At 61.9% G+C, this 22,065-nt stretch carries 17 protein-coding genes; 13 read left to right on the plus strand and 4 right to left on the minus strand.

The features are described from left to right. The first annotated feature begins 59 nt into the window (after positions 1 to 59). Both ileS and PIB16_RS02845 read left to right on the plus strand, forming a co-directional pair. Positions 60 to 2,963: an isoleucine--tRNA ligase gene (gene ileS, locus PIB16_RS02840; protein WP_271044939.1), complete on the plus strand. Its 2,904-nt coding sequence runs from the start codon at positions 60 to 62 to the stop codon at positions 2,961 to 2,963. A 142-nt stretch (positions 2,964 to 3,105) separates the two neighbouring features. Next, a complete protein-coding gene (locus tag PIB16_RS02845) occupies positions 3,106 to 3,750 on the plus strand; it encodes a hypothetical protein (protein WP_162934031.1) in 645 nt (214 codons plus the stop codon). Between the two features lie 50 nt (positions 3,751 to 3,800). On the opposite strand, the gene PIB16_RS02850 is transcribed toward PIB16_RS02845, so the two are convergent. After that, entirely contained in the window at positions 3,801 to 4,259 is a 459-nt protein-coding gene (locus PIB16_RS02850; RefSeq protein ID WP_059760756.1) for a nucleoside deaminase, read from the minus strand. A 71-nt stretch (positions 4,260 to 4,330) separates the two neighbouring features. Between PIB16_RS02850 and PIB16_RS02855 the strand changes: the two genes are divergently transcribed. The 3 genes from PIB16_RS02855 (at position 4,331) to PIB16_RS02865 (ending at position 7,924) form a co-directional block, all read left to right on the plus strand. After that, the gene (locus PIB16_RS02855) at positions 4,331 to 6,271 is read left to right on the plus strand and encodes a pseudouridine synthase (RefSeq protein ID WP_271044940.1); all 1,941 of its coding nucleotides are present in this window, start codon (positions 4,331 to 4,333) and stop codon (positions 6,269 to 6,271) included. After that, positions 6,252 to 6,809 (plus strand): 16S rRNA (guanine(966)-N(2))-methyltransferase RsmD, encoded by a 558-nt coding sequence (gene rsmD / locus PIB16_RS02860; RefSeq protein WP_035259743.1) that lies wholly within the window; start codon positions 6,252 to 6,254, stop codon positions 6,807 to 6,809. Before PIB16_RS02855 ends, rsmD begins: the two co-directional genes overlap by 20 nt. A gap of 188 nt (positions 6,810 to 6,997) precedes the next feature. After that, the gene (locus PIB16_RS02865) at positions 6,998 to 7,924 is read left to right on the plus strand and encodes a patatin-like phospholipase family protein (RefSeq protein ID WP_271044941.1); all 927 of its coding nucleotides are present in this window, start codon (positions 6,998 to 7,000) and stop codon (positions 7,922 to 7,924) included. A 175-nt stretch (positions 7,925 to 8,099) separates the two neighbouring features. Here the strand turns inward: PIB16_RS02865 and PIB16_RS02870 are convergent, their stop codons facing one another. Continuing rightward, the gene (locus PIB16_RS02870; RefSeq protein ID WP_271044942.1) at positions 8,100 to 9,929 is read right to left on the minus strand and encodes a monovalent cation:proton antiporter-2 (CPA2) family protein; all 1,830 of its coding nucleotides are present in this window, start codon (positions 9,927 to 9,929) and stop codon (positions 8,100 to 8,102) included. Positions 9,930 to 10,045: 116 nt separating this feature from the next. Here PIB16_RS02870 and PIB16_RS02875 point away from each other — a divergent pair, with 116 nt between their 5' ends. From PIB16_RS02875 to lpxK, 6 genes are all read left to right on the plus strand, one after another. Further along, complete coding sequence (locus PIB16_RS02875) at positions 10,046 to 11,392, plus strand: TldD/PmbA family protein (RefSeq protein WP_271044943.1); 1,347 nt, start codon at positions 10,046 to 10,048, stop codon at positions 11,390 to 11,392. Positions 11,393 to 11,485: 93 nt separating this feature from the next. Beyond that, positions 11,486 to 12,292, plus strand: coding sequence for a 3'(2'),5'-bisphosphate nucleotidase CysQ (locus tag PIB16_RS02880; protein WP_065654359.1), 807 nt, complete (start codon positions 11,486 to 11,488; stop codon positions 12,290 to 12,292). Positions 12,293 to 12,353: 61 nt separating this feature from the next. Beyond that, positions 12,354 to 12,593 (plus strand): DUF4170 domain-containing protein, encoded by a 240-nt coding sequence (locus tag PIB16_RS02885; protein WP_003494094.1) that lies wholly within the window; start codon positions 12,354 to 12,356, stop codon positions 12,591 to 12,593. Between the two features lie 216 nt (positions 12,594 to 12,809). Then, a complete protein-coding gene (waaA, locus tag PIB16_RS02890; protein WP_003521024.1) occupies positions 12,810 to 14,132 on the plus strand; it encodes a lipid IV(A) 3-deoxy-D-manno-octulosonic acid transferase in 1,323 nt (440 codons plus the stop codon). Next, positions 14,126 to 14,863: an HAD family hydrolase gene (locus tag PIB16_RS02895; protein WP_174035680.1), complete on the plus strand. Its 738-nt coding sequence runs from the start codon at positions 14,126 to 14,128 to the stop codon at positions 14,861 to 14,863. Before waaA ends, PIB16_RS02895 begins: the two co-directional genes overlap by 7 nt. 149 nt (positions 14,864 to 15,012) lie before the next feature. Then, on the plus strand, positions 15,013 to 16,059 hold the full coding sequence (gene lpxK, locus PIB16_RS02900) for a tetraacyldisaccharide 4'-kinase (RefSeq protein ID WP_271044944.1): 1,047 nt from the start codon (positions 15,013 to 15,015) through the stop codon (positions 16,057 to 16,059). Positions 16,060 to 16,252: 193 nt separating this feature from the next. Here the strand turns inward: lpxK and PIB16_RS02905 are convergent, their stop codons facing one another. Then, positions 16,253 to 16,474 carry a DUF2093 domain-containing protein gene (locus PIB16_RS02905; protein WP_271044945.1) on the minus strand — a complete coding sequence of 74 codons (222 nt, stop codon included), beginning with the start codon at positions 16,472 to 16,474 and terminating at the stop codon, positions 16,253 to 16,255. Positions 16,475 to 16,622: 148 nt separating this feature from the next. Next, positions 16,623 to 18,455 carry a DNA mismatch repair endonuclease MutL gene (gene mutL, locus PIB16_RS02910; RefSeq protein ID WP_271044972.1) on the minus strand — a complete coding sequence of 611 codons (1,833 nt, stop codon included), beginning with the start codon at positions 18,453 to 18,455 and terminating at the stop codon, positions 16,623 to 16,625. Between the two features lie 409 nt (positions 18,456 to 18,864). Between mutL and PIB16_RS02915 the strand changes: the two genes are divergently transcribed. Further along, positions 18,865 to 20,484, plus strand: coding sequence for a response regulator (locus tag PIB16_RS02915; RefSeq protein ID WP_333779988.1), 1,620 nt, complete (start codon positions 18,865 to 18,867; stop codon positions 20,482 to 20,484). An 86-nt stretch (positions 20,485 to 20,570) separates the two neighbouring features. Then, positions 20,571 to 21,923, plus strand: a complete 1,353-nt coding sequence (locus tag PIB16_RS02920; RefSeq protein ID WP_003521030.1) for a putative bifunctional diguanylate cyclase/phosphodiesterase — start codon at positions 20,571 to 20,573, stop codon at positions 21,921 to 21,923. The last annotated feature ends 142 nt before the right edge of the window (positions 21,924 to 22,065 follow it).

Here is a 22,065-nt window from a genome sequence, read left to right on the forward strand (position 1 = left end):
TTTGCCCTCTTTGAAATTGAGACGGCGCGACCGACACGGCGCGCAACAACGGTACGATTATGAGCGACACCGCAGAAAAACTCGACTATTCCGCCACCCTCTATTTGCCGCAGACGGATTTTCCAATGCGCGCCGGCCTGCCGCAGAAGGAACCGGAAACGGTGAAACGCTGGCAGGAAATGGGCCTCTACAAGCGCTTGCGCGCCTCCGCCGCCGGCCGCGAAAAATTCGTGCTGCATGACGGCCCGCCCTATGCCAATGGCAACATCCACATCGGCCATGCGCTGAACAAGATCCTGAAGGATGTCATCACCCGCTCGTTCCAGATGCGCGGTTACGACGCCAATTACGTGCCCGGCTGGGATTGCCACGGCCTGCCGATCGAATGGAAGATTGAGGAAGCCTACCGCGCCAAGGGCAAGAACAAGGACGAGGTTCCGGTCAACGAGTTCCGCAGGGAATGCCGTGACTTCGCGGCCGGCTGGATCAAGGTCCAGTCGGAAGAGTTCAAGCGCCTCGGCATCGAGGGCGATTTTGAAAACCCCTATACGACGATGAACTTCCACGCCGAAGCCCGCATCGCCGGCGAACTTTTGAAGATCGCCAAGAGCGGCCAGCTATACCGCGGTTCCAAGCCGATCATGTGGTCGGTTGTCGAGCGCACGGCGCTGGCGGAAGCGGAAGTCGAATATCATGACGTCGAGAGCGACACGATCTGGGTGAAGTTCCCGGTCGTTGAAGGTTCTGCTGCGCTTGAAGGCGCCTCCATCGTCATCTGGACGACCACGCCGTGGACGATCCCCGGCAACCGCGCCATCTCGTTTTCGTCACGCATCGCCTACGGTCTTTATGAGGTCACGGCGGCGGCAAATGATTTCGGGCCGCAGCCGGGCGAAAAACTCGTCTTCGCAGACAAGCTGGCAGCGGAATGCTTTGCCAAGGCAAAGCTCGAATTTACACGCCTGCGCGACGTCAAGGCGGAAGAGCTCGCGGCTGTCACCTGCGCCCACCCGCTGGCATCGCTGGGTTACACCTTCCCTGTTCCGGTTCTCGATGGCGATCACGTCACCGACGATGCCGGTACCGGTTTTGTGCACACGGCTCCCGGCCATGGCCGCGAGGACTTTGATGCGTGGATGGCGCAGGCGCGCGATCTGGAAGCGCGCGGCATCTCCTCCAAGATCCCCTTCACGGTCGGCGACGACGGTTTCTACACCGAAGACGCCCCCGGTTTCGGCCCGTCCGCTGAAGGCGGCGCTGCCCGCGTCATGGACGATAACGGCAAGAAGGGTGACGCCAACGAGCGCGTCATCAAGGCGCTGATCGCGGAAAACAACCTGTTTGCCCGCGGCCGTCTGAAGCACAGCTATCCGCATAGCTGGCGCTCCAAGAAGCCGGTCATCTTCCGCAACACGCCGCAATGGTTCGTCTATATGGACAAGGAACTGGGCGACGGCACCACGCTGCGCTCGCGTTCGCTTTCCGCCATCGACCAGACCCGTTTCGTTCCGGCCTCCGGCCAGAACCGTCTCCGCGCCATGATCGAAGGCCGCCCCGACTGGGTCTTGTCGCGCCAGCGCAGCTGGGGCGTGCCGATCGCCGTCTTCGCGGATGAGAAGGGTGAAGTCCTGATCGATGAGGCCGTCAACGCCCGCATCCTCGAGGCCTTCGAGGCCGAAGGTGCTGACGCCTGGTTCGCCGAAGGCGCCAAGGAACGCTTCCTCGGCAATGATCACGACCACGCCAAGTGGCAGCAGGTCATGGACATCCTCGACGTCTGGTTCGACAGCGGCTGCACCCACACCTTCACGCTGGAAGACCGCCCGGACTTGAAGTGGCCGGCGGATGTCTATCTCGAAGGCTCCGACCAACATCGCGGCTGGTTCCATTCGTCGCTGCTTGAAAGCTGCGCGACGCGTGGTCGTGCGCCTTACAATGCCGTTGTCACCCACGGTTTCACCATGGACGAGCAGGGCCGCAAGCAGTCGAAGTCGCTCGGCAACGTGGTCGCCCCGCAGGAAGTCATGAGCCAGTCTGGCGCCGACATCCTGCGCCTGTGGGTGATGACGACGGATTACTGGGAAGACCAGCGCCTCGGCAAGGCCATCATCCAGACCAATGTCGATGCCTATCGCAAGCTGCGCAACACCATCCGATGGATGCTCGGCACGCTCGCCCATTTTGAGGGCGAGGAGATCGCCTATGACGATCTGCCGGAGCTGGAAAAGCTGGTGCTGCACCGCCTGTCCGAACTGGATGGCGTTGTCCGTGAAGGTTATGACGGCTTCGAGTTCAAGAAGATCACCCGCGCGCTGATCGACTTTGCCAATGTCGAGCTTTCGGCCTTCTATTTTGACGTCCGCAAGGACACGCTGTATTGCGACGCGCCGTCGTCGCTGAAGCGCCGCGCGGCCCTGTCGGTCATCGCCAAGCTGTTCGATTGCCTGGTGACGTGGCTTGCCCCCATGCTGCCCTTCACGACGGAAGAAGCGTGGCTGTCGCGTTACCCGGATGCGGAGTCGGTGCATCTCGCCCAGTTCCCGGAAATCCCGGCAAACTGGAAGAACGATGCGCTGGAAGCGAAGTGGGAGAAAATCCGCAAGGTCCGCACCGTCGTGACGGGCGCGCTTGAAGTCGAGCGCCGTGAAAAGCGCATCGGCTCCTCGCTGGAGGCGGCACCTGTCGTCCACATCGCCGACGCCGATCTGCTGACCGCGCTGAAGGATCAGGACTTCGCCGAAATCTGCATCACCTCGGCCATCACGGTTGTGGGTGACGAAGGCCCTGCCGATGGCTTCCGCCTGCCGGAAGTGCCGAAGGTTGTGGTCGAGCAGAAGCTCGCGGAAGGTGAAAAATGCGCGCGTTCGTGGCGCATCACCACCGATGTCGGGTCTGATCCGGATTATCCTGACGTTTCTGCCCGCGATGCAGCGGCCCTGCGTGAGCTTGACGCACTCTCGTAACGAAAATGACCGGATGAATTGCGCTTTGCCTCTTCATCCGGTACACCTGCCTGAAAATGGCCGGATTTGCACGGCAATGCGGGCTGCCGCCTGCCGAAAGACGATGTCTGGCGAAGTGGGACGGACGGCTGGAAGGGTTTCAATGAAGACGATGCAGGGTAATGCGCAGGGTTTGGGCATGTTTCGCACGGTTATTGGCATCACGACGATAGGCGTGTTGCTTGGCGCGTGCACGAGCCCGACCTACGGCACGGGCAAGACGGCGGCGGAACAGCTTGTCGACGATCTTGGCAACGCGACCTCGATCACCGGCAATGACCAGGAAAAGCGCAACCTGAAATACAGCCCCCGCCCGGGCCTCGTCGTTCCTGCTCAGGCCCGTGCCGAACAGTTGGCCACGCCGCAGCAGAATATGGCAAGCCGCGAAAACAATCCGCAATGGGTCGAATCGCCGGAAGAAACCCGCGAACGCCTGCGCGAAGAGGCGGATGCGAACAAGAACAACCCGCATTATCGCTCGCCGCTGCTTGCAGGCAACGGCACCGCCGGCCAGATGACCGAAACCCAGAAATGGGAAGCCTTCCGCAAGGCCAAGGCCGAAGCCCAGGGCGGCTCCGTCGTCAACGCCCAGCGCAGGTTCCTCACCGATCCGCCGGCTGAATACCGCAGCGTTCCCCAGGATCAGCTGACCGATCTCGGCGAACCGGAGCTGAAGAAGGAAAAGCGCCGCAAGAAAGAAGCGGCCGTGGCAAATACCGGCAAGAGCTGGTGGAACCCCTTCCAGTAATAACGAATGGCTGATGGCCTGCGGGAAAGCTTGCGTCTCCCGCCGGTCGCTCAATCGTCGAGGCGTTTCTCGCGAAAAAATTGCCGCAGGATTTCCGCACTTTCGCTTTCCGCCAGTCCCGAATAGACATCCGGCGCATGGTGGCATGTCGGCTGGCTGAAGAAACGCACGCCACTCTCCACTGCGCCGCCCTTCGGGTCTCGCGCGCCGTAATAGAGTCGGCGGATACGGGCAAATGAAATTGCCGCCGCACACATGGTGCAGGGCTCCAGTGTCACGTAGAGATCGGCGCCAGGCAGGCGTTCCTGCTCCAGCGCCTCGCAGGCCATGCGGATCACGGCGATTTCGGCGTGAGCCGTCACATCGTTCAATTCACGGGTGCGGTTGCCGGAACGGGCGATGACGCGGCCGTCCATAACCAGTACCGCGCCGATCGGAACCTCCTGCCGCTTAGCCGCGGCACGGGCTTCCGAAAGCGCCAGCTCCATGAAATGCGTCCTTTCGGCCATTGCGTTTCAATTTCCTCTTAACCCTTGTGCTTGGACCTGATAGGACAGCCCAAACAACAGGCAAACAGCAAATGACTTTTAAAGACAAGCCGAAGCGTGACGGCGGCAAGACATTTAGCCGCGACAGGAAGCCGAAAGGGCCCGGCAAGCCCGCCGCAGAGCGCGAAAAGAAACCGACCGAGGCAAAGGCCGCCCCGGTGCCGGAAACCGTTGGCGCTTCCAAGCCCGAGCGCATTTCCAAGATCATGGCGCGCGCCGGTGTGGCCTCGCGCCGCGATGTCGAGCGCATGATCATGGAAGGCCGCGTGTCGCTGAACGGCGTCAAGCTGGATACGCCGGTGGTGAACGCCACACTCTCCGACAAGATCGAAGTCGACGGCATGCCGATTCGCGGCGCCGAGCGCACGCGCCTGTGGCTTTACCACAAGCCCGCCGGTCTGGTGACGACCAATTCCGACCCGGAAGGCCGCCCGACCGTTTTCGACAATCTGCCCGGTGAACTGCCGCGCGTTCTGTCCATCGGCCGTCTCGATATCAATACCGAAGGCCTGCTGCTGCTCACCAACGATGGCGGACTTTCCCGCGTGCTGGAACTGCCGACCACCGGCTGGCTGCGCCGCTACCGCGTGCGCGCCCATGGCGAGGTCGATCAGGCCGCACTCGACAAGCTGAAGGAAGGCATTGCCGTCGATGGCGTGCTCTACGGCGCAATCGACGCCACGCTCGACCGCACCCAGGGCCACAATGTCTGGATCAGCATGGGCCTGCGTGAAGGCAAGAACCGCGAAATCAAGAACGTGCTCGGCGCGCTAGGTCTCGAGGTCAACCGCCTGATCCGCGTTTCCTATGGTCCGTTCCAGCTCGGCGATCTCGCTGAAGGCAAGGTGCTGGAAGTGCGCGGCCGCATGCTGCGCGACCAGCTCGGCCCGCGTCTGATCGAACAGGCCGGCGCGAATTTCGATGCGCCGATCTACAATGCGCCCGTTGAGGATGAAGAAGACGACGCGCCGAAGCGGCCCGTGAAATCCGAATGGGCAAAGAGCGATGCGCCGGAAAGCAAGCCGCGCTTCGAAAAGAGCGGCAAGTCCGAGGATCGTCGTGAAAAGGCGCTCGGCCGTCTTGACGCCAAGCGCGGCGACAAGCCGGCCGGCAAGTTCGGCTCCAAGCCCGCCGGGAAATTTGGCGCCAAGGGCCGCAGCGAGGATGAAGGCGACGACCGCCGCCCACGCCAGGCCGCCGGCACCAGCCGCACGGCCAATGTCTGGATGGCGCCCGGTGCAAGGCCCACCCGTGACGGCAAGGAGCGCAAGTCTTCCGCCCGCGCGGAAGCCGAAAACCTCTTCAAGAAGCCTTCCGCCCAGGATGAAGCGCGACGTAACGTCGTGCGGCATGCGGATGCCGAGGGCGAGTGGATCCGCTCAGATTCCCCCCGCGAAGAAGAAGGTGGTCGCGGACGTGGCGACCGTCCGCGTGGCGAAAAGAGCTTCGGTGATCGTGGTGGGCGCGGCGGAAAGCCGTTCGGCGACCGGCCATTCCGCGACAGGCCGCGTGAAGATGGCGACCGTCCGCGCGGTGAAAAGAGCTTCGGTGACCGCCCGGCACGCGGCGGCAAACCTTTCGGCGACCGGCCGTTCCGTGACAAGCCTCGCGAAGAGGGTGACCGCCCGCGCAGCGACCGTCCGCGTGGCGAAAAGAGTTTTGGTGATCGCACCGCTCGCGGTGAAAAACCTTTCGGTGACCGTCCGTTCCGCGACAGACCCCGTGAAGACGGTGACCGCCCACGCGGCGAACGCCCGGCGGGCGAAAAGCCCCGTGGCGGCAAGCCGGCCGGTAAATCCGGATTCGGCAAGCCATCTTTCGGAAAGTCGGGCGAGCGTGGCGAACGTTCGGGTTTCTCAGGCAAGAGCAAAGGCCCCGGTGGTCCCGGCGGCGGCAAGCCGGGCGGCAAAGGCCCGGGTGGCAAACCTTCTGGAGGCAGGGGAATGACACGTAATGCGGATCGTAGGCGGTGAGTTCCGCGGCCGGAGTCTGGCCGCGCCGAAATCGAATTCCATTCGTCCGACCATCGACAGGACGCGGGAAAGCCTCTTCAATATTCTGAGCCATGCCTATCCGGAAAGTCTGGATGGCACGCGCGTTCTGGATGTTTTTGCCGGAACCGGTGCGGTCGGTCTGGAGGCGCTTTCGCGCGGCTGTCGCGTGGCGCTCTTCGTCGAAAACGGCGTCGAGGGCAGGGGGCTGCTCTGGGAAAATATCGATGCGCTGGGTCTGCATGGCCGCGCCCGTATCCTGCGGCGTGACGCCACCAAGCTCGGCGGCGTCAACAATATCGAACCCTTCGATCTTCTCTTCGCCGATCCGCCCTATGGCTATGGCCATGGCGAGAAGGCTTTCGCGGCCGCCCATGGCGGCGGCTGGCTGAACCCCGGCGCCCTCGCTATCCTCGAAGAGCGCGGCGATGTGACGGTCAAGGTCGATCCGGTTTTCAAACCGCTCGAAAGCCGCATCTTCGGCGATACGAAAATGCATTTCTACCGTTACGAGCCCTAAAGCATTTCCAGGAAAAGCGGAGCCCGGTTTTCCGTCCGGAAATGTGACATAACAAAGAGTTAGAGTGTTTTCGCGATTCGAAGAAAAGCGAGAATGCTCTAACAGGAGCACCTTCCCGTCACGCCACGGTCTTGTCTTGTTTGCGCAATAGGCAGAGTCTTTGCCGTGGAAAGAATTTGGGTATTCGCATGGAGCAGGGTGTAAACGAGAGCATAACGATCGTCCGCGCCGGGGAAGAGGTTCTCGAAGGTGACGGTGCGGGCGGCCATGAGCCGACCTTTGGACTGGCGCTCGGCGGCGGCGGCGCACGCGGCATCTGCCACATCAACGTCATCGAGGCGCTGGACGAACTCGGCATCCGGCCCGTGGCGATTTCCGGTTCGTCCATCGGCTCCATCATCGGCGCTGGCATGGCGGCCGGCATGACCGGCCGGGAAATCCGTGAATACACACTTGAACTGATGGGACGAAAAGGCTCGGTTGCCAACCGGCTCTGGAGCCTCGGCCCGGCATCGATGCGCCATGCGGTGGACGGTTTTCGCCTCGGGCAATTCAACCTCGAACTCATCCTGCACGCCCTGATGCCGCAGGCTCTGCCGAAGGATTTTTCCGAGCTTGCCATTCCGCTTAAAGTGATAGCCACGGATTATTACGCCCAGACCGAAGTGGTGGTGGAACGCGGCGAGATCATCCAGGCGCTGGCCGCATCTGCCGCCATTCCCGCATTGTTCATGCCGGTGCGTATCGATGGCCGCATCATGATCGACGGCGGCATTTTTAATCCGGTGCCCTATGAGCATCTGCTCGATCACGCCGATATCGTCATCGGCGTTGATGTCGTCGGTGGCCCGGAAGGTGATGGAACCACCATGCCGAACCGGCTGGACAGCCTGTTCGGCGCCAGCCAGCTGATGATGCAGGCGGCGATTGCCCTGAAACTGAGGCTACGCCCGCCGCATATTTTCCTGCGCCCGCCGGTGCACCGTTTCGGTGTGCTGGATTTCCTGAAGTCCGAAGAGGTGCTGAACGCATCGGCTAGCATCAAGGACGATCTGAAGCGGCAGATCGACATGCAGGTGGAACTGTTTCACCGCGGGCAGGGTGTGGAGGCGTGACGAGTGAGGCGAGTTTTCTTCTCCCCGAGGGGGAGAAGGTGGCCCGAAGGGCCGGATGAGGGGGTACCCTCTCCCAATGTCGCTACTCTTGCCCCCTCATCCCGCTGCCGCGGACTTCTCCCCGGCGGGGAGAAGAAACAAGCGCTGCGCTCCCAGTCACTAAGTTGAACTCAATTCACAGCGAAACTTCCGTCTCGCTGTCCTCCGCAATCTCTTCTTCTTCCCACTTTTCCGCCTTGGTCTTCGGCTTCATCAGCGGTTCGGGCTTCACCTCGCGCACCGGCTTGTTGTGCAGCATCTGCCGGCCGGCGGCGAGGCCTTCCACGGCCTGTAGCTGCAACCGCTCCTCGTCGCGCTCGCGAATGTCGTCGGCAATCGCCAGCGCCCTTTCGCCATCCATATCCAGCCCCTCCAGAATGCGCCTGCCGAACAGCAGACCCGATTCCAGCGTCTCGCGGAGCTCATATTCCACGCCCTTTTTCCTGAGGTCGAGGGAATGCACGCGGTCATAGGAGCGGGCATAGATGCGCACGCTCGGAAATTCCGACTGGATCATGTCGATGATACGGTCTGTCACCTCCTTCTTGTGGGTGCAGACCGCAACGAGATCGGCCCGCTCGATGCCGGCGGCGATCAGCACGTCCTTGCGGGTGCCATCGCCGAAAAAGATGCGGAAGCCGAAACGGGCGGCCTGACGCACGCGGTCGGCCGAGCTGTCGATGACAGTCACGTCGCGCCCGCCGGCGAGAAGGATCTGCGAGGCGATCTGGCCGAAGCGGGAAAAGCCGATCATAAGCACATCCGCGCCCGCCCCGTCGAAATCCTCTTCCAGCTTGTCCTCTTCCGCATCCTCCGCCGTCAGCCGGCGTGAAATCACCGCCAGAAGCGGCGTCAGCGCCATGGAAAGCGTGACGACGGCAACGAGGATCGAGGCCGTCGCCTGCGGAAACAGCCCGGAGGCGGCAGCGGTGGTGAAGAGCACGAAGCCGAATTCGCCGCCCTGCGCCAGAAGCAGCGCGATGCGGCTCGATGCATAACGCGACGAGCCGGCGATGCGGCAGAGGCCATAGATCAGCGCCGCCTTCACCGCCATCATCGCCGGCACGGCGATCAGGATGAGCAAAATATGCTCATAGACGATATGGATATGCAGCGACATGCCGACCGCCATGAAGAACAGTGCCAGAAACAGGCCGCGAAACGGCTCGATATCGGCTTCCAGCTCATGCCGGTAGGAGGATTCCGACAGCATCAGCCCCGCCAGCAGCGCGCCCATGCCCATCGACAAACCCACCGCCTCCATGATGGCGGCGGCGCCGATGACGACGAAGAGGGCGGCGGCGATCATCACCTCCCGCGCGCCGGTGCGGGCGATGATCTGGAACATCGGCGTCAGCAGATACCGCCCGGCCAGCACCATGCCGGCCACCGCGACGACGGAGGCGATGAGATCGGATACCATGGAATCCGTCGGCACATCCGGCCGGTTGGAAAGAATGGTGACGAGGGCAAGAAGCGGCACGATGGCGAGGTCCTGAAACAGCAGGATCGAAAAGGAGCGGTTGCCGTGCCGCGTATTCATGTCGCCGTCATCAGCAAGGATTTGCAGCGCAAAGGCGGTGGAGGAAAGCGCAAGGCCGAAACCTGCGACGAGGCTGCCGCGCCAGTCGATCAGCCCTGCCCACCAGGCAATGGCCGCCAGCACGCTGCCCGTCACCAGCACCTGCGCCATCCCAAGCCCTAAAATATCGCGCCGCATCTGCCAGATGCGCGACGGCTTCAGTTCGAGACCGATGATGAAGAGCAGGAAAACCACGCCCAGTTCCGAGACATTGAAGATGTCCTTCGCATCCGTAACCAGATGCAGAAACGGCCCGATGATGATGCCCGCCACCAGATAACCGAGCACGGTGCCGAGCCCGAGCTTGCGGAAAACCGAGGCCGCGATGACCGCGCCGGCGAGAAGCAGCAGGGGTTCGGAAAAGAGAGCGTCGTGCTCGGTCATGCGGGCGGACTTTCGAATAGGGTGGCGACAATACCGTCCGAATGGAGAAAGCGGCGTTTCGCCCTTGATGCGGGGTTCTTGGCACAATAAATGGAACAGGAATGAAAGGCCAACTCATGTCCTCAGAAATAGATTCTTCCAAACTTCTCGATCGCGCCAGCCAGCTTGTCGATCTTGCCCGCGCCGCCGGTGCCGATGAGGCGGATGCCGTTGTCGTCCGCTCCCGCTCGCAATCGGTCGGCGTGCGGCTCGGCAAGGTGGAAAGCACCGAATCCTCCGAAAGCGACGATTTTTCCTTGCGCGTCTTCGTTGGCCGCCGGGTGGCAAGCGTTTCCGCCAATCCGGGCTTCGACCTGAAGACCTTGGCGGAGCGGGCCGTGGCGATGGCGAAGGTTTCGCCGGAAGACCCCTTTGCCTGCCTCGCGGACAAGGAACGGCTGGCCACTTCCTATGACGATCTTCAGCTTTTCGATGCGACGGAAGTGTCGGCCGATCAGCTGCGTGAGGCAGCCCTTGCTTCGGAAGAGGCAGCACTTGCGGTCAAGGGCGTCAGCAATTCCTCCGGCGCCGGCGCATCGAGCGGCATGGGCGGCCTCGTGCTTGCCACCTCGCACGGTTTTTCCGGCAGCTATATGGGCAGCCGCTTCAGTCGTTCCGTCAGCGTCATTGCCGGCGAAGGCACGAAGATGGAGCGCGACTACGATTTCGACAGCCGCCTTTATTATGCCGATCTGGATGCCGCCGAAGAAATCGGCCGCCGCGCCGGGGAAAAAGTCGTGCGCCGTGTCGGCCCGCGCCAGGTCGATACCGGCAGCAACATCACCGTGGTTTTCGATCCGCGCATCGCCCGCGGTTTCGTCGGTGCGATTGCCGGCGCCATCAACGGCGCGTCGGTTGCCCGCAAAACCAGCTTCCTGCGCGATAAGATGGGTCAGCAGGTTCTGAAAAAGGGCCTTTATCTCACCGACGATCCACAGATCGTGCGCGGCCCGTCCTCGCGTCCCTTCGATGGCGAGGGCGTGCGCGGCGAGAAGATGACGATGATTGAGGACGGTGTTCTCAAGCACTGGTTCCTGTCCACCTCGGCGGCACGGGAACTCGGCCTTGAAACCAACGGTCGCGGCGTGCGCGGCGGCACGGCGGTTTCGCCGGCTTCCACCAATCTGACGCTGGAGCCAGGCGATCTCTCGCCGGAGGACCTGCTGCGACAGGTCGGAACCGGCTTTTACGTCACCGAGCTGATCGGCCACGGCGCCAATATGATCACGGGTGAATATAGCTGCGGGGCGAGCGGTTTCTGGATCGAGAACGGCGAAAAGACCTTTGCGGTTTCCGAGGTCACCATTGCCTCGAACCTGAAGGACATGTTCATGCGGGTCACGCCGGCTAACGATATCGACCGTAAATACGGCGTCGCCGCCCCGACGCTCGCCATTGAAGGCATGACGATCGCGGGCAAGTGAGACGGCCCGCGGGTTGTTTTCGCCGGCACTTTGTGTGCAAGTGCGAGAAGAAAAACGGGCGCGCCGTGTGAGGCGCGCGGAAAAGACGGCAAAATGAACGATATGGCTGAGGCCCGCTGGGCCTCCGATCTGAGGCTGGTCCTAGAAGCCGCCCGCAAGGCGGGCGAGACGGCCCTCGGTTTCTTCCGCAAGGATCCCGAGGTCTGGTGGAAGAATGGCGGGCTTTCGCCGGTCAGTGCGGCCGACTACGCCGCCAATGAAATTCTCGAAACCATCCTGCGCTCCGCCCGGCCGGAATACGGCTGGCTCTCCGAAGAGACGGATGACGATACGGACAGGCTTTCCCGCTCCACCGTCTTCGTTGTCGACCCCATCGATGGCACCCGCGCCTTCATCGGCGGCCGCGATACCTGGTGCGTCAGCGTCGCGGTGGTGCATGAGGGCCGGCCGGTGGTCGCGGCCCTTGTCGCCCCGGCGCTTGCCGAGGAGTTCACCGCATTGGAAGGCGGCGAAGCGCTGAAAAACGGAGCGCCCGTTTTTGCCGCGCGTGAAAATGCCGGCATCTTCCATCTGGCGGCGCCCGAAGACGTGATCGCGCATCTGCCGGAAGAGGTGCGGGGCGGCGTCAAGCGCATTCCGCACGTGCCCTCGCTCGCCTACCGGCTGGCCATGGTGGCGGATGGCCGCATCGACGGAACGCTGGTCAAGGCCAACTCGCACGAGTGGGATCTCGCCGCCGCCGACCTCATTCTGGAGAAGGCCGGCGGCCGGCTGGTCGGGCTGGATGGAAAACCTCTGATGTATAATCGCCGGCAGGTGAACCACCCCGCATTGTGCGCTGCAGCAGATTATGCGCTGCCTGCACTTTTGAAAGCGTTTTCACATCTGTCTGACAGTTGACGTTTGCCGGGAAATCCCGCAGATGAAGGCCTCTCTCAGAGTTTAAGAAAGAGACAAAGACATGACGGAATCTGGCAAACAGAAACAGCTGCTGCACCTCGTATTCGGCGGCGAACTGGAAAACCTTCAGGATGTTCAGTTCCGGGATTTGAACGCGCTCGATATCGTCGGTATCTATCCGGACTATGCTTCCGCGCTCACCGCATGGAAGTCCAAGGCGCAGATGACCGTCGATAACGCCCATATGCGTTATTTTATCGTGCATATGCACCGTCTTCTCAATCCGGACGACAAAATTTGAGTCCTTTTGCCCTTGCGTTGTAATACTATTGGGTGAAAGCGAGTTTTTCCGTGATTCCTGCGCGAGCGGCGCAGGCCGGGAATACCGCGGCGAGAAAATGTGATCGCGCTTTCGTTTCCGATGACAAAAAATGACGCAATTTGAGAAGAAGTAGGCGGCGATAACAACCAAAAACAGGGGAAGGGCATTGCGCGGAATGATCAAGGGCAGAATGTCATGAGCAGCCGTATCGCACGTTTCGCTCTTTCCGGTTACCGCATTGCCGGTATCGCCGCTTACCCGTTCGCGAAGCCCTATCTTTCCTACCGGGCGGCAAAGGGCAAGGAGGACAAGCGCCGTCGGCTCGAACGTTTCGGTTATGCGAGCGCCGAGCGCCCGCGCGGGCCGCTGGTCTGGTTCCATGCCGCAAGCGTGGGTGAAACGCTGGCGCTTATTCCGCTGATCCGCGAAATCCGCAAGCGCGATATCTTCGTGCTTTTGACCACCGGCACCGTCACCTCGGCCGAACTGACCCGCACGCGGCTGGGCGACGATGTGATCCATCAATATGTGCCGCTCGATATCAAAATCGCGGTCAACCGTTTCCTGACCTACTGGGCACCGGATGCAGCCATCACTGCGGAATCGGAAATCTGGCCGGTGACGATGATGGAGCTGGAACGCCGGCACATTCCGCAGATCCGGGTCAATGCGCGCCTCTCCGACCGTTCCTTCGACCGCTGGAAAGCCCGGCATGACATTGCTGAATCGCTGTTTTCCAAGCTGGCGCTGGTGGTTGCGCAGTCCGATCTCGATGCCGAACGCTTCCGCGATCTCGGCTCCTGGCCGGTGGTGATTTCTGGTAACCTCAAGGGCGACACCGACCCGCCGCCATGCGACGAGGCGCTGCTGGAGAGCTATCGCAAGCAGGTCGGCAATCGCAAGACATGGGCCGCCATCTCCACTTTCGACGGCGAGGAGAAGGCTGCCGCCACCGTTCATGCGGCGATCAAGTCGCGCAATGGGCAACTGACCATCATCGTGCCGCGCCATCCCGAGCGTGGCGACGATGTCGAGGCGATGCTGAAGGGCATGAATCTTTCGGTCGCCCGCCGCAGCCGCAATGACGTGATTACGCCGGAAACCGATATTTTCCTCGGCGATTCCATCGGCGAAATGGGGCTTTATCTGCGCCTGACCGAGCTTGCCTTCGTCGGCCGCTCCTTGACTGCCGAGGGCGGGCAGAACCCGCTGGAACCGGCCATGCTCGGCTGCGCCGTTCTGTCTGGCGCACATGTGCAGAATTTCCGCGAGGCCTATCAGAAACTGATCCGCGCCGGCGGCGGTCGTATCATCCGCGATGTGGAGATGCTGGCCAAGGCGGTTCATTATCTGCTGGTCAACGACAATGAGCGTTACAAGATGATCGATGCCGGCAACCGGGTCATTCAGGATATGCGCGGTGCGCTGTCCTCCACCGTCAAGGCGCTGGAACCCTATATCAATCCGCTTACCGTTTCCGCCAAGCTGCAACCGCGGAGCGCCATCGGTTCATGGTAGCGGATATCGAACTCAACGCGGCGCAATCGATTGCCGCAGTCCTTTTCGACAAGGACGGCACGCTTCTCGGCTATGACGCCAGCTGGGGTCCGGTGAACCGCGAGCTTGCGGCGATTGCCGCCAAGGGCGATCCCGCTCTTGCCGACCGGCTTCTTTCCGCCTGCGGCATGGACCCCGTTACCGGTCATGTGGTACCGGACAGCCTTCTGGCCGCCGGCAATACGGCTGAAATCGCCGCCGGTCTGGTTGCCGCCGGCTCGCCCTGCGATGTCGGGGAACTGACGGCGCGCCTCGACCGGTTGTTCACCGAGGCGGCGGATAAATCCGTGCCGGTGACCGATCTCAAGGCGTTTTTCGCAAGGCTGAAGGCCCGCGGCTACAAGCTCGGCATCGCCTCCAGCGACAATGAAAACTCCATCCGCCAGACGGCCATCCGCTTCGGTTTCGAAAAGGACGTCGATTTTGTCGCGGGATATGACAGCGGTTACGGCACCAAGCCGCAGCCCGGCATGGTTCTCGGTTTCTGCGAGGCGATAGGCTTCCCGCCGGAGCGTGTGGCGGTGGTCGGCGACAATAATCACGATCTGCATATGGCGAAGAACGCCGGTGCCGGTTTGCGTATCGCCGTTTTGACCGGAACAGGCTCACGCGAAAGCCTTGGCGCAGATGCCGATTTTTGTTTCGATGACATCACGGCGCTTGAAGCGCTTTTGCCGGAACGGGCTCTCTGAGCCCGGTGGAATTTCCGCCGGGCCGGGTGCGGCTCCATCAAGCCCGTTTATTCCATTTTTGCAATTTACGGTTTTTTCTGGCAAACAACCTCCTGACATGTGACGGGCGAACGGAATGCCGTGGGCGACGCGGCCGGGAGCGGGAATAGATGGTTTCTGAAGCGCCGCCGTTCTGGTGGCAGAAAGCGGGCTGGCAGGCGTGGCTCCTGTCTCCTTTCTCGCTTCTTTACGGCAAGATCGCCGGCCGGCGGATGCGAACGGCGAAGAGGGCAAGCGTTGCCGTTCCGGTCATCTGCATTGGCAACTTCACCGTGGGTGGCGCCGGCAAAACACCGACGGCGATGGCAATTGCGAGAGCCGCCGCCGCAAAGGGCTTGAAACCCGGATTTCTCAGCCGCGGTTACGGCGGCACGCTCGACGTCACCACCCTTGTCGATCCCGGACAGCACCGCTCGGCCGATGTCGGCGATGAGCCGCTGCTCCTGGCGCGGGAGGCGGTCACGGTCATTTCCCGCAAGCGCGTGGAAGGCGCGCACCGGCTGGTGAAGGAAGGCGTCGATCTCATCATCATGGATGACGGCTTCCAGAGCGCACGCCTGACGCTGGATTATGCGCTCGTCGTCATCGATACGATGCGCGGCATCGGCAACGGCCATCTTGTGCCGGGCGGTCCGGTGAGGGCGCCGCTTGCCGAGCAGATGCGGCACATGACCGGGCTCCTGAAGGTCGGCAATGGCCATGCGGCCGATGCCCTGGTCCGGAAGGCGGCAAAGGCCGCCAAACCCGTCTTCGTGGCGGCAATCACGCCGCAGGAGCCGCAGGATTTCAGGGGAAAGCGCGTGCTGGCCTATGCGGGCATCGCCGACCCGGCCAAGTTCTATCGAACCGTCGAGGCGCTCGGCGGCGATATCGTGCTGCAGCGCTCTTTCCCGGATCATCACCATTTCAGCGACGACGAGATCGCCGATCTTCTGCAGGACGCCGATAAAGAGAACCTGCAACTGGTGACGACGGCCAAGGACGCGGTACGGCTTAACGGGCACCACGGCCGGGCGGAAGAATTGCTGTGGAACAGCCTGGTGATCGAAATCGACATGGTGTTCGACGACCCCAACGCGGCCGCGACGATCATCGATACGGCGGTGAGGAACTGCCGTGCGCGTCTCCTGCGGGACAATGCGCGGACGTCGGTTTAGAGCACCGAAGAAGATAAACCGCCGTATACTCACTTCCCCTCATTCCTGTGCTTGTCACAGGAATCCAGTCGACGCGCGTCCGCGCGGCGGGAAGAGTCCTTTCAGCCCAAAGACTTGGGCTGGCTGGATCCCTGTGACAAGCACAGGGATGAGGGGAGGCACACGCGCCATACTCGACGCGCCGCTTCCCAACTCACGCGGGCAAATTGCCAGCCTTCTTTTCGGCTTCCAGCGAAGCCGCCGCATCCACATAGGCTTCCTGCCGCGCCACGCTCCAGTAGCGCAGCTCATCTACGGGGATTGTCTTGCCTGTCACGGAGCAGATGACGTGCGAGCCGGTCTGGACGATGCGGAAGTCACCGTAGAGATATTCGATGACGGCGAGGCGGTTGCCGCCTCCTTCAAATCTGTTCATCCGTTTTCGTCTCCTGCTCTGTCCCGTCAGGGCACCCAGTCCGAAACGGCGCAGCGTTTTCCTGAACAATTGGGTGCTCCAGTATCTCAAATTTATATAGCCCGGCGCGGCGCAAGGCCAGCCCCACCGTTCGTGCGTGTATGAAGCGTCAGCTACGGCCGAAGAGCCGTTCTATATCGGAAAGTTTCAGTTCGATATAGGTCGGACGGCCGTGATTGCACTGGCCGGAACCCGGCGTGTTTTCCATCTGCCGCAGAAGCGCGTTCATCTCCTCCGGCCGCATGCGCCGGCCGGAGCGCACGGAGCCATGGCAGGCCATGGTGGCTGCGACATATTCCAGCTTGTTGGCAAGCGTGGAAGCGGCGTCCCATTCGGCGATCTCGTCGGCAAGCTGGCGCACCAGTCCCTGTACATTGACCTCGCCCAGCATGGCGGGCGTTTCGCGAACGGCAACCGCGCCCGGCCCGAAACGCTCGATGACGAGCCCCAGCGCATCGAAACCGGCGGCATGATCCATCAGCCGGTCGCAATCCTCTTCCGGCAGGTCGACGATTTCAGGGATGAGCAGCACCTGCGAAGGCGGCCGCCTTGAATGCAGCGCATTGCGCATCTGTTCGAACACCAGCCGCTCATGCGCGGCATGCTGGTCGACGATGACGAGGCCGTTTTCCGTCTGCGCGATGATGTAGTTCTCGTGCAGCTGCGCCCGTGCCGCTCCAAGCGGATACACCACCGGCTCTGGTGAAGAGTTAGGGAAGGCCTCGTAAGCCTCGCGCGGTTCGGCCCGGGCCGTCGGCATGGTGATATCGGAAAAGCGCGATTGCACCGCTTCGGCAAATTGCATGTTTCCGGAAACGGCGAGCGGCCGTGACGGGGACGTGGCCGCGGACCATGGCGCGGGGGCCGCCATGGAAGGCGAGGGCCGGAGGCCGGACGGGCTGTAGCCGGGGCGGAAGGCGTTCATCATCTGGTTCGCACCCGTCGTTGCGGCCCTGTCGCCGTCACGGGTCAGCGCCTGCCGGATCGCGCCGACGATCAGCCCGCGAATGAGGCCTGGATTGCGAAAACGCACATCGGATTTTGCCGGGTGCACGTTCACGTCCACAAAGGCGGGATCGAGCGTGATGGACAACACCGCGACCGGATATCGCCCATGCGGCACGGTTTCGGCATAAGCGCCGCGAATGGCGGATAAAAGCAGCTTGTCCTGCACCGGGCGACCATTGACGAAGACATATTGATGCGCCGAGTTACCGCGATTGAAGGTCGGCACGCCGGCAAAACCGGTGAGCGTCACATCCTCGCGCCCGGCATCGATTTCGATGGCGTTGTCCTTGAACTCGGCACCGAGGATTTGCGCCATGCGGGCAAGATGGTCGTCACCGGTCGAAGGGATTTCGAGCGTCGAGCGGTCGGTGCCGGAAAGTACGAAACGGATATGCGGAAAGGCGATTGCCATCCGTTTGACGACCTCGGTGATGGCCGCCGCCTCCGCCCGTTCCGTCTTCAGGAATTTCAGCCGCGCCGGCGTGGCGAAGAACAGGTCGCGCACCTCGACGATTGTGCCGGCATTCGAGGCGGCGGGCCGCACATCGGACACCTTGCCGCCGGTGACGGAAATCACCGAACCCTGTTCCGCACCCTGTTGGCGGCTGGTAATCGTCAGCTTGGCGACCGAGCCGATGGAGGGAAGCGCCTCGCCGCGAAATCCGAGTGTGCGGATGTCATCAAGCGTATCGGAAATCTTCGAGGTGCAGTGACGCCTGACCGCAAGCTCCAGATCGGCTGGCGACATGCCGGAGCCGTTGTCGGTGATCCGCACCAGCCCCTTGCCGCCGCCCGCCGTGGCGATCTCGATCCGGGTCGCGCCGGCGTCGATGGCGTTTTCCACCAGTTCCTTCGTGGCGCTGGAGGGTCTTTCGATGACCTCGCCGGCGGCGATCTGGTTGATGAGGGTTTCTGAAAGCTGCTTGATGGCCATGATCGTCATTTTCGCGGATTCGCCGTGGCTTCGAAAGCAAAAAACTCGAACTGCGGAAATTTGCACATGTTTTGCGGCCTGTCCGGCATTCGATCATTTCCGTCAACTTGGCGTTAAGCGTTAATCCGCCTTTAATCGGCCTTGATTATGGTGAGGCGGCTTGAAATGACCGCAGGAACGGGGCCGCCTTCGCCGGGCGGTGTGTGACGTCGAATATGGGTGAGCGTCATCTTCCCCTCAAGACTGCTTCAAGTTGCAAACCCTGATGTCTCTTTTTCGGAATTTTTCGTTTCATCCCGGCATCAGCCCCGGACGATTCCACTAGAAACATAAGCCTGACCCCTGAAAAACAGGCGGGAGTTTGCAGTTGAGTGATTTGGCGTCCTCTGGCGCGGGCGTTCATACGGTGATGCTTGATGCCCTTTGCGACGCGCTTGGCGCGGCGATCGTCGTTTACGACCGGAACGATCACATTATTTTCGCAAGCCGGAAACTCTTGAGCTTTTTTCCGCTGGAAGAGGCCGTCGTTGGCCCGGGCGCACGGCTGCGCGACTATCTGAGCGCGCTTTACGATTGTTATCTGCTGGAGGCGGAAAGCCTCTCCGCCAATGCCCGCCCGCTCGGGCGGGAGGAATGGATCGGCGAGCGGCTGGCCCTGCACTGGAAGGAAAGATCGGAAAAAACCGAGCGGCTGAAGGGAGAACGCTTCCTGCGCTTCGTCATGAACCGCCTGCCGTCGGGCCTCGGCATCAGCGTGGTTGCCGATATTTCCGAACAGAAGAAGCGTGAGGAGCAATGGCGCATCGACCTCGAGCGCGTGCAGCTCATCGAGGATATTCTCGACAATCTGCCGTTTCCCGTCTTCGTCAAGGACCGGAACATGGCCTATGCCGCCGTCAACAAATCCGCCTGCGCTTTGGTCGAAACCAGCCCCGAGAGCATTCTCGGCCGCACCGTTTTCGATCTCCACTCGCGCAAGGTCGCCGGACGGATCGATATTGCCGATCGCATGGTGCTGGATAGCGGCACGCCGAGCGTCATCCCCGAAAGGGTGCGGCGGCTGAATGGCGAAGAGGTGCTGACCATCACCCGCAAACAGCGTGTGGGCAGGCCCGGGCGATATTTCCTGGTGACGACGATGGAGGACGTGACCGCTCTCGCCACCATCGATGCCAACGGCATGCCCGTCATCCCCTCGCTCGAACATGTCCCTTTCGTCGCCTCCACTTACGGCAGGGATGAGGAAACGGACAAGCGCGGCGGCGTTTTAAAGAGCAAGGCGGTGCTGATCGTCTCTGAAAACGGACGCTTTGCGGAAGCCGCCGGTCGCCGGCTGACGGCTGGCGGCATGGACCATGCGGCGGTGACGAGCGAGGACGAGCAGCGCGCCTTCATCGATGTCGCGACCTCCGCCGGTGTGAGCATCGATGTGGTCGTTGTCGACGCCCAGATGAGCGTCGCCTGCCTCGATATTGCCGCCGCGCATGATCTGCCCGTCGTCACCATCGAGGAAGAGGAAATAGACGCTTCGCTGCTGCATTATCTTGCGGCCGGGCTGCAATCGTCCCCGAAGGAGAAAACCGCTGACGAGGACTGGGAGATCATGACGGAGGACCTGCCTGAAATCCTCAAGACCGGCGGCGTCTGCGATATACTTCTTGTCGAGGATAACAGGGTCAACCAGATCGTCTTTTCGCAGATACTCGAGGGTCTCGGGCTTTCCTGGCGGCTTGCCACTTCGGGCGAGGAAGCCCTGCGTCTCTTTGCCGAACAGCCGCCTTCCGCCGTCCTGCTCGACACGACGCTGGGCGATATCGACGGCTTCGAGGTCGCGCGCCGCATGCGCAGCCTTTGCTGCGAAAAGCACATTCCCATCGTCGGTGTCATCACCCACGCTTTCGAGGGCGATCTCGATAAATGCCGGGCGTCCGGCATGGATGACATGCTGCTGAAGCCCGTCAGCCCGGATATGGTCGAGGCGGTTTTCCTGCGGCTTTTCGGCAAGGATGTCCTGCGGCTGCAGGCATGACGTAGCCTTTGTCAGGAGGCTATGGCTTTTTTAATACTTGCCCTGCATTGTGAGCGCGGTCGACACAGGATTCACGAGATGCAGGAATGAAACGGGCAGAGCCGCAAACGTTGCAGGTCAGCCAGAACGAGCTGCAGGCGATGGCCTACAGCGACCCGCTGACGGGGCTCGGCAACCGCTACCGTCTGCGGGACAAGATTCGCATGCTTGCCAGCGAGCGCTCCAGCGATCCCGCGCCCTTCACGGTCGGCATCGCCAATATAGACGGCTTCAAACCCATCAACGATCTGTTCGGCGTGCAGGCGGGCGATGAAATCCTCTGCCAGGTCGCGCACCGGCTGAAGGCCTGCATTCCCGATGGCGCGGTCGTGACGCGCCATGACGGCGACGAATTCGCCTTCGTGCTGCCGCTGGTGTTCGAGCGCACGGGCGCCGAGCGCATCGGCAACATGATCAAGGACGTGCTTTCGGCCCCTTACGATCTCGGCGACCGCAATGTCCGCCTGTCCTCCTCCTTCGGTTTTGCCATCTATCCCTTCGCCGGCGATGAATTCGAGGATTTGCTGAAAAGCGCCGAGACGGCGCTCTATCGCTCCAAGAGACGTGGCCGCGGCCAGATCACGGTCTATTCGCGCGAAATCGCGCAGGAAATGAAGCGCGCCACGCAACTGGAACAGGCGCTCAGAAACGCCATCATCACCGATGCCATCGACGTGCATTTTCAGCCCATCGTCAGGCTGGAAGAGGCGAAGGTCATCGGTTTCGAAGCGCTGGCCCGCTGGAACGATCCGGACCTCGGTTTCGTATCGCCCGCCGTTTTCGTGCCGCTTGCCGAAGAGCGCGGCTTCATCGACGCGCTGTCGGAAGCTCTGCTCCGAAAGGCGGCGGAGGCAGCCCTGTTCTGGCCGCGTGAACTCTTCCTGTCCTTCAACCTCTCTTCCGCGCAATTGATGGACCCCAGCACGGCGGACAATATTCTCTCCATTCTCTCGCGTGTCGGCCTAGATCCGCACCGGCTGGAGCTTGAAATCACCGAAACGGCTGTGATGACTTCCGCCGATACCGCCCAGCGCATCATCAGCGAGTTGCAGAGCGCCGGCGTTCGCATTTCTCTGGATGATTTCGGCACCGGCCAGTCGAGCCTCGGCCGCTTGCGCGATTTCACTTTCGACAAGGTGAAGATCGACCGCGCCTTCGTCTCGCGCATCAGCAGCGACCGCCCTTCCGAACATATCATCAAGGCGATCGTCGCCATGTGCGAAGGGCTCGATCTCGAAGTCGTGGCCGAAGGGATCGAAGAACGGGCGGAAGAGGAAAAGCTGCGCGCACTCGGCTGCGCCATGGGCCAGGGCTATTTCTACGGCCGCCCCGCCGATGCCGCCGCGACCCAGCGCTATCTGCACGAGAATTACCGCGAGATATTGTCGGATATTTCCTGAGGCGGTACGGCTTGGCCGTGACGCTTGTTGGAGAAAACTGCATCTCGGCCAAGCTTGTGTGCGCCGGCGCATCCCCACAACCCTCATTCCTGTGCTTGTCACAGGAATCCAGCCGACGCGCGTCTGCGCGGCGAAACGACTC

This window comes from Agrobacterium sp. ST15.13.015, from assembly GCF_027871645.1.
Classification (GTDB): domain Bacteria; phylum Pseudomonadota; class Alphaproteobacteria; order Rhizobiales; family Rhizobiaceae; genus Agrobacterium; species Agrobacterium leguminum.

Bases quoted from the DNA above. Each gene is read 5' to 3' on its own strand.
- PIB16_RS02850 (WP_059760756.1), bottom strand. From the start codon at position 4,259: ATGGCCGAAAGGACGCATTTCATGGAGCTGGCGCTTTCGGAAGCCCGT.
- PIB16_RS02895 (WP_174035680.1), top strand. From the start codon at position 14,126: ATGGTAGCGGATATCGAACTCAACGCGGCGCAATCGATTGCCGCAGTC.
- PIB16_RS02915 (WP_333779988.1), top strand. From the start codon at position 18,865: ATGCTTGATGCCCTTTGCGACGCGCTTGGCGCGGCGATCGTCGTTTAC.
- waaA (WP_003521024.1), top strand. From the start codon at position 12,810: ATGAGCAGCCGTATCGCACGTTTCGCTCTTTCCGGTTACCGCATTGCC.
- PIB16_RS02880 (WP_065654359.1), top strand. From the start codon at position 11,486: ATGAACGATATGGCTGAGGCCCGCTGGGCCTCCGATCTGAGGCTGGTC.
- rsmD (WP_035259743.1), top strand. From the start codon at position 6,252: ATGCGGATCGTAGGCGGTGAGTTCCGCGGCCGGAGTCTGGCCGCGCCG.
- PIB16_RS02920 (WP_003521030.1), top strand. From the start codon at position 20,571: ATGAAACGGGCAGAGCCGCAAACGTTGCAGGTCAGCCAGAACGAGCTG.
- PIB16_RS02885 (WP_003494094.1), top strand. From the start codon at position 12,354: ATGACGGAATCTGGCAAACAGAAACAGCTGCTGCACCTCGTATTCGGC.
- ileS (WP_271044939.1), top strand. From the start codon at position 60: ATGAGCGACACCGCAGAAAAACTCGACTATTCCGCCACCCTCTATTTG.
- PIB16_RS02870 (WP_271044942.1), bottom strand. From the start codon at position 9,929: ATGACCGAGCACGACGCTCTCTTTTCCGAACCCCTGCTGCTTCTCGCC.
- PIB16_RS02865 (WP_271044941.1), top strand. From the start codon at position 6,998: ATGGAGCAGGGTGTAAACGAGAGCATAACGATCGTCCGCGCCGGGGAA.
- PIB16_RS02855 (WP_271044940.1), top strand. From the start codon at position 4,331: ATGACTTTTAAAGACAAGCCGAAGCGTGACGGCGGCAAGACATTTAGC.
- PIB16_RS02875 (WP_271044943.1), top strand. From the start codon at position 10,046: ATGTCCTCAGAAATAGATTCTTCCAAACTTCTCGATCGCGCCAGCCAG.
- PIB16_RS02845 (WP_162934031.1), top strand. From the start codon at position 3,106: ATGAAGACGATGCAGGGTAATGCGCAGGGTTTGGGCATGTTTCGCACG.
- mutL (WP_271044972.1), bottom strand. From the start codon at position 18,455: ATGGCCATCAAGCAGCTTTCAGAAACCCTCATCAACCAGATCGCCGCC.
- PIB16_RS02905 (WP_271044945.1), bottom strand. From the start codon at position 16,474: ATGAACAGATTTGAAGGAGGCGGCAACCGCCTCGCCGTCATCGAATAT.
- lpxK (WP_271044944.1), top strand. From the start codon at position 15,013: ATGGTTTCTGAAGCGCCGCCGTTCTGGTGGCAGAAAGCGGGCTGGCAG.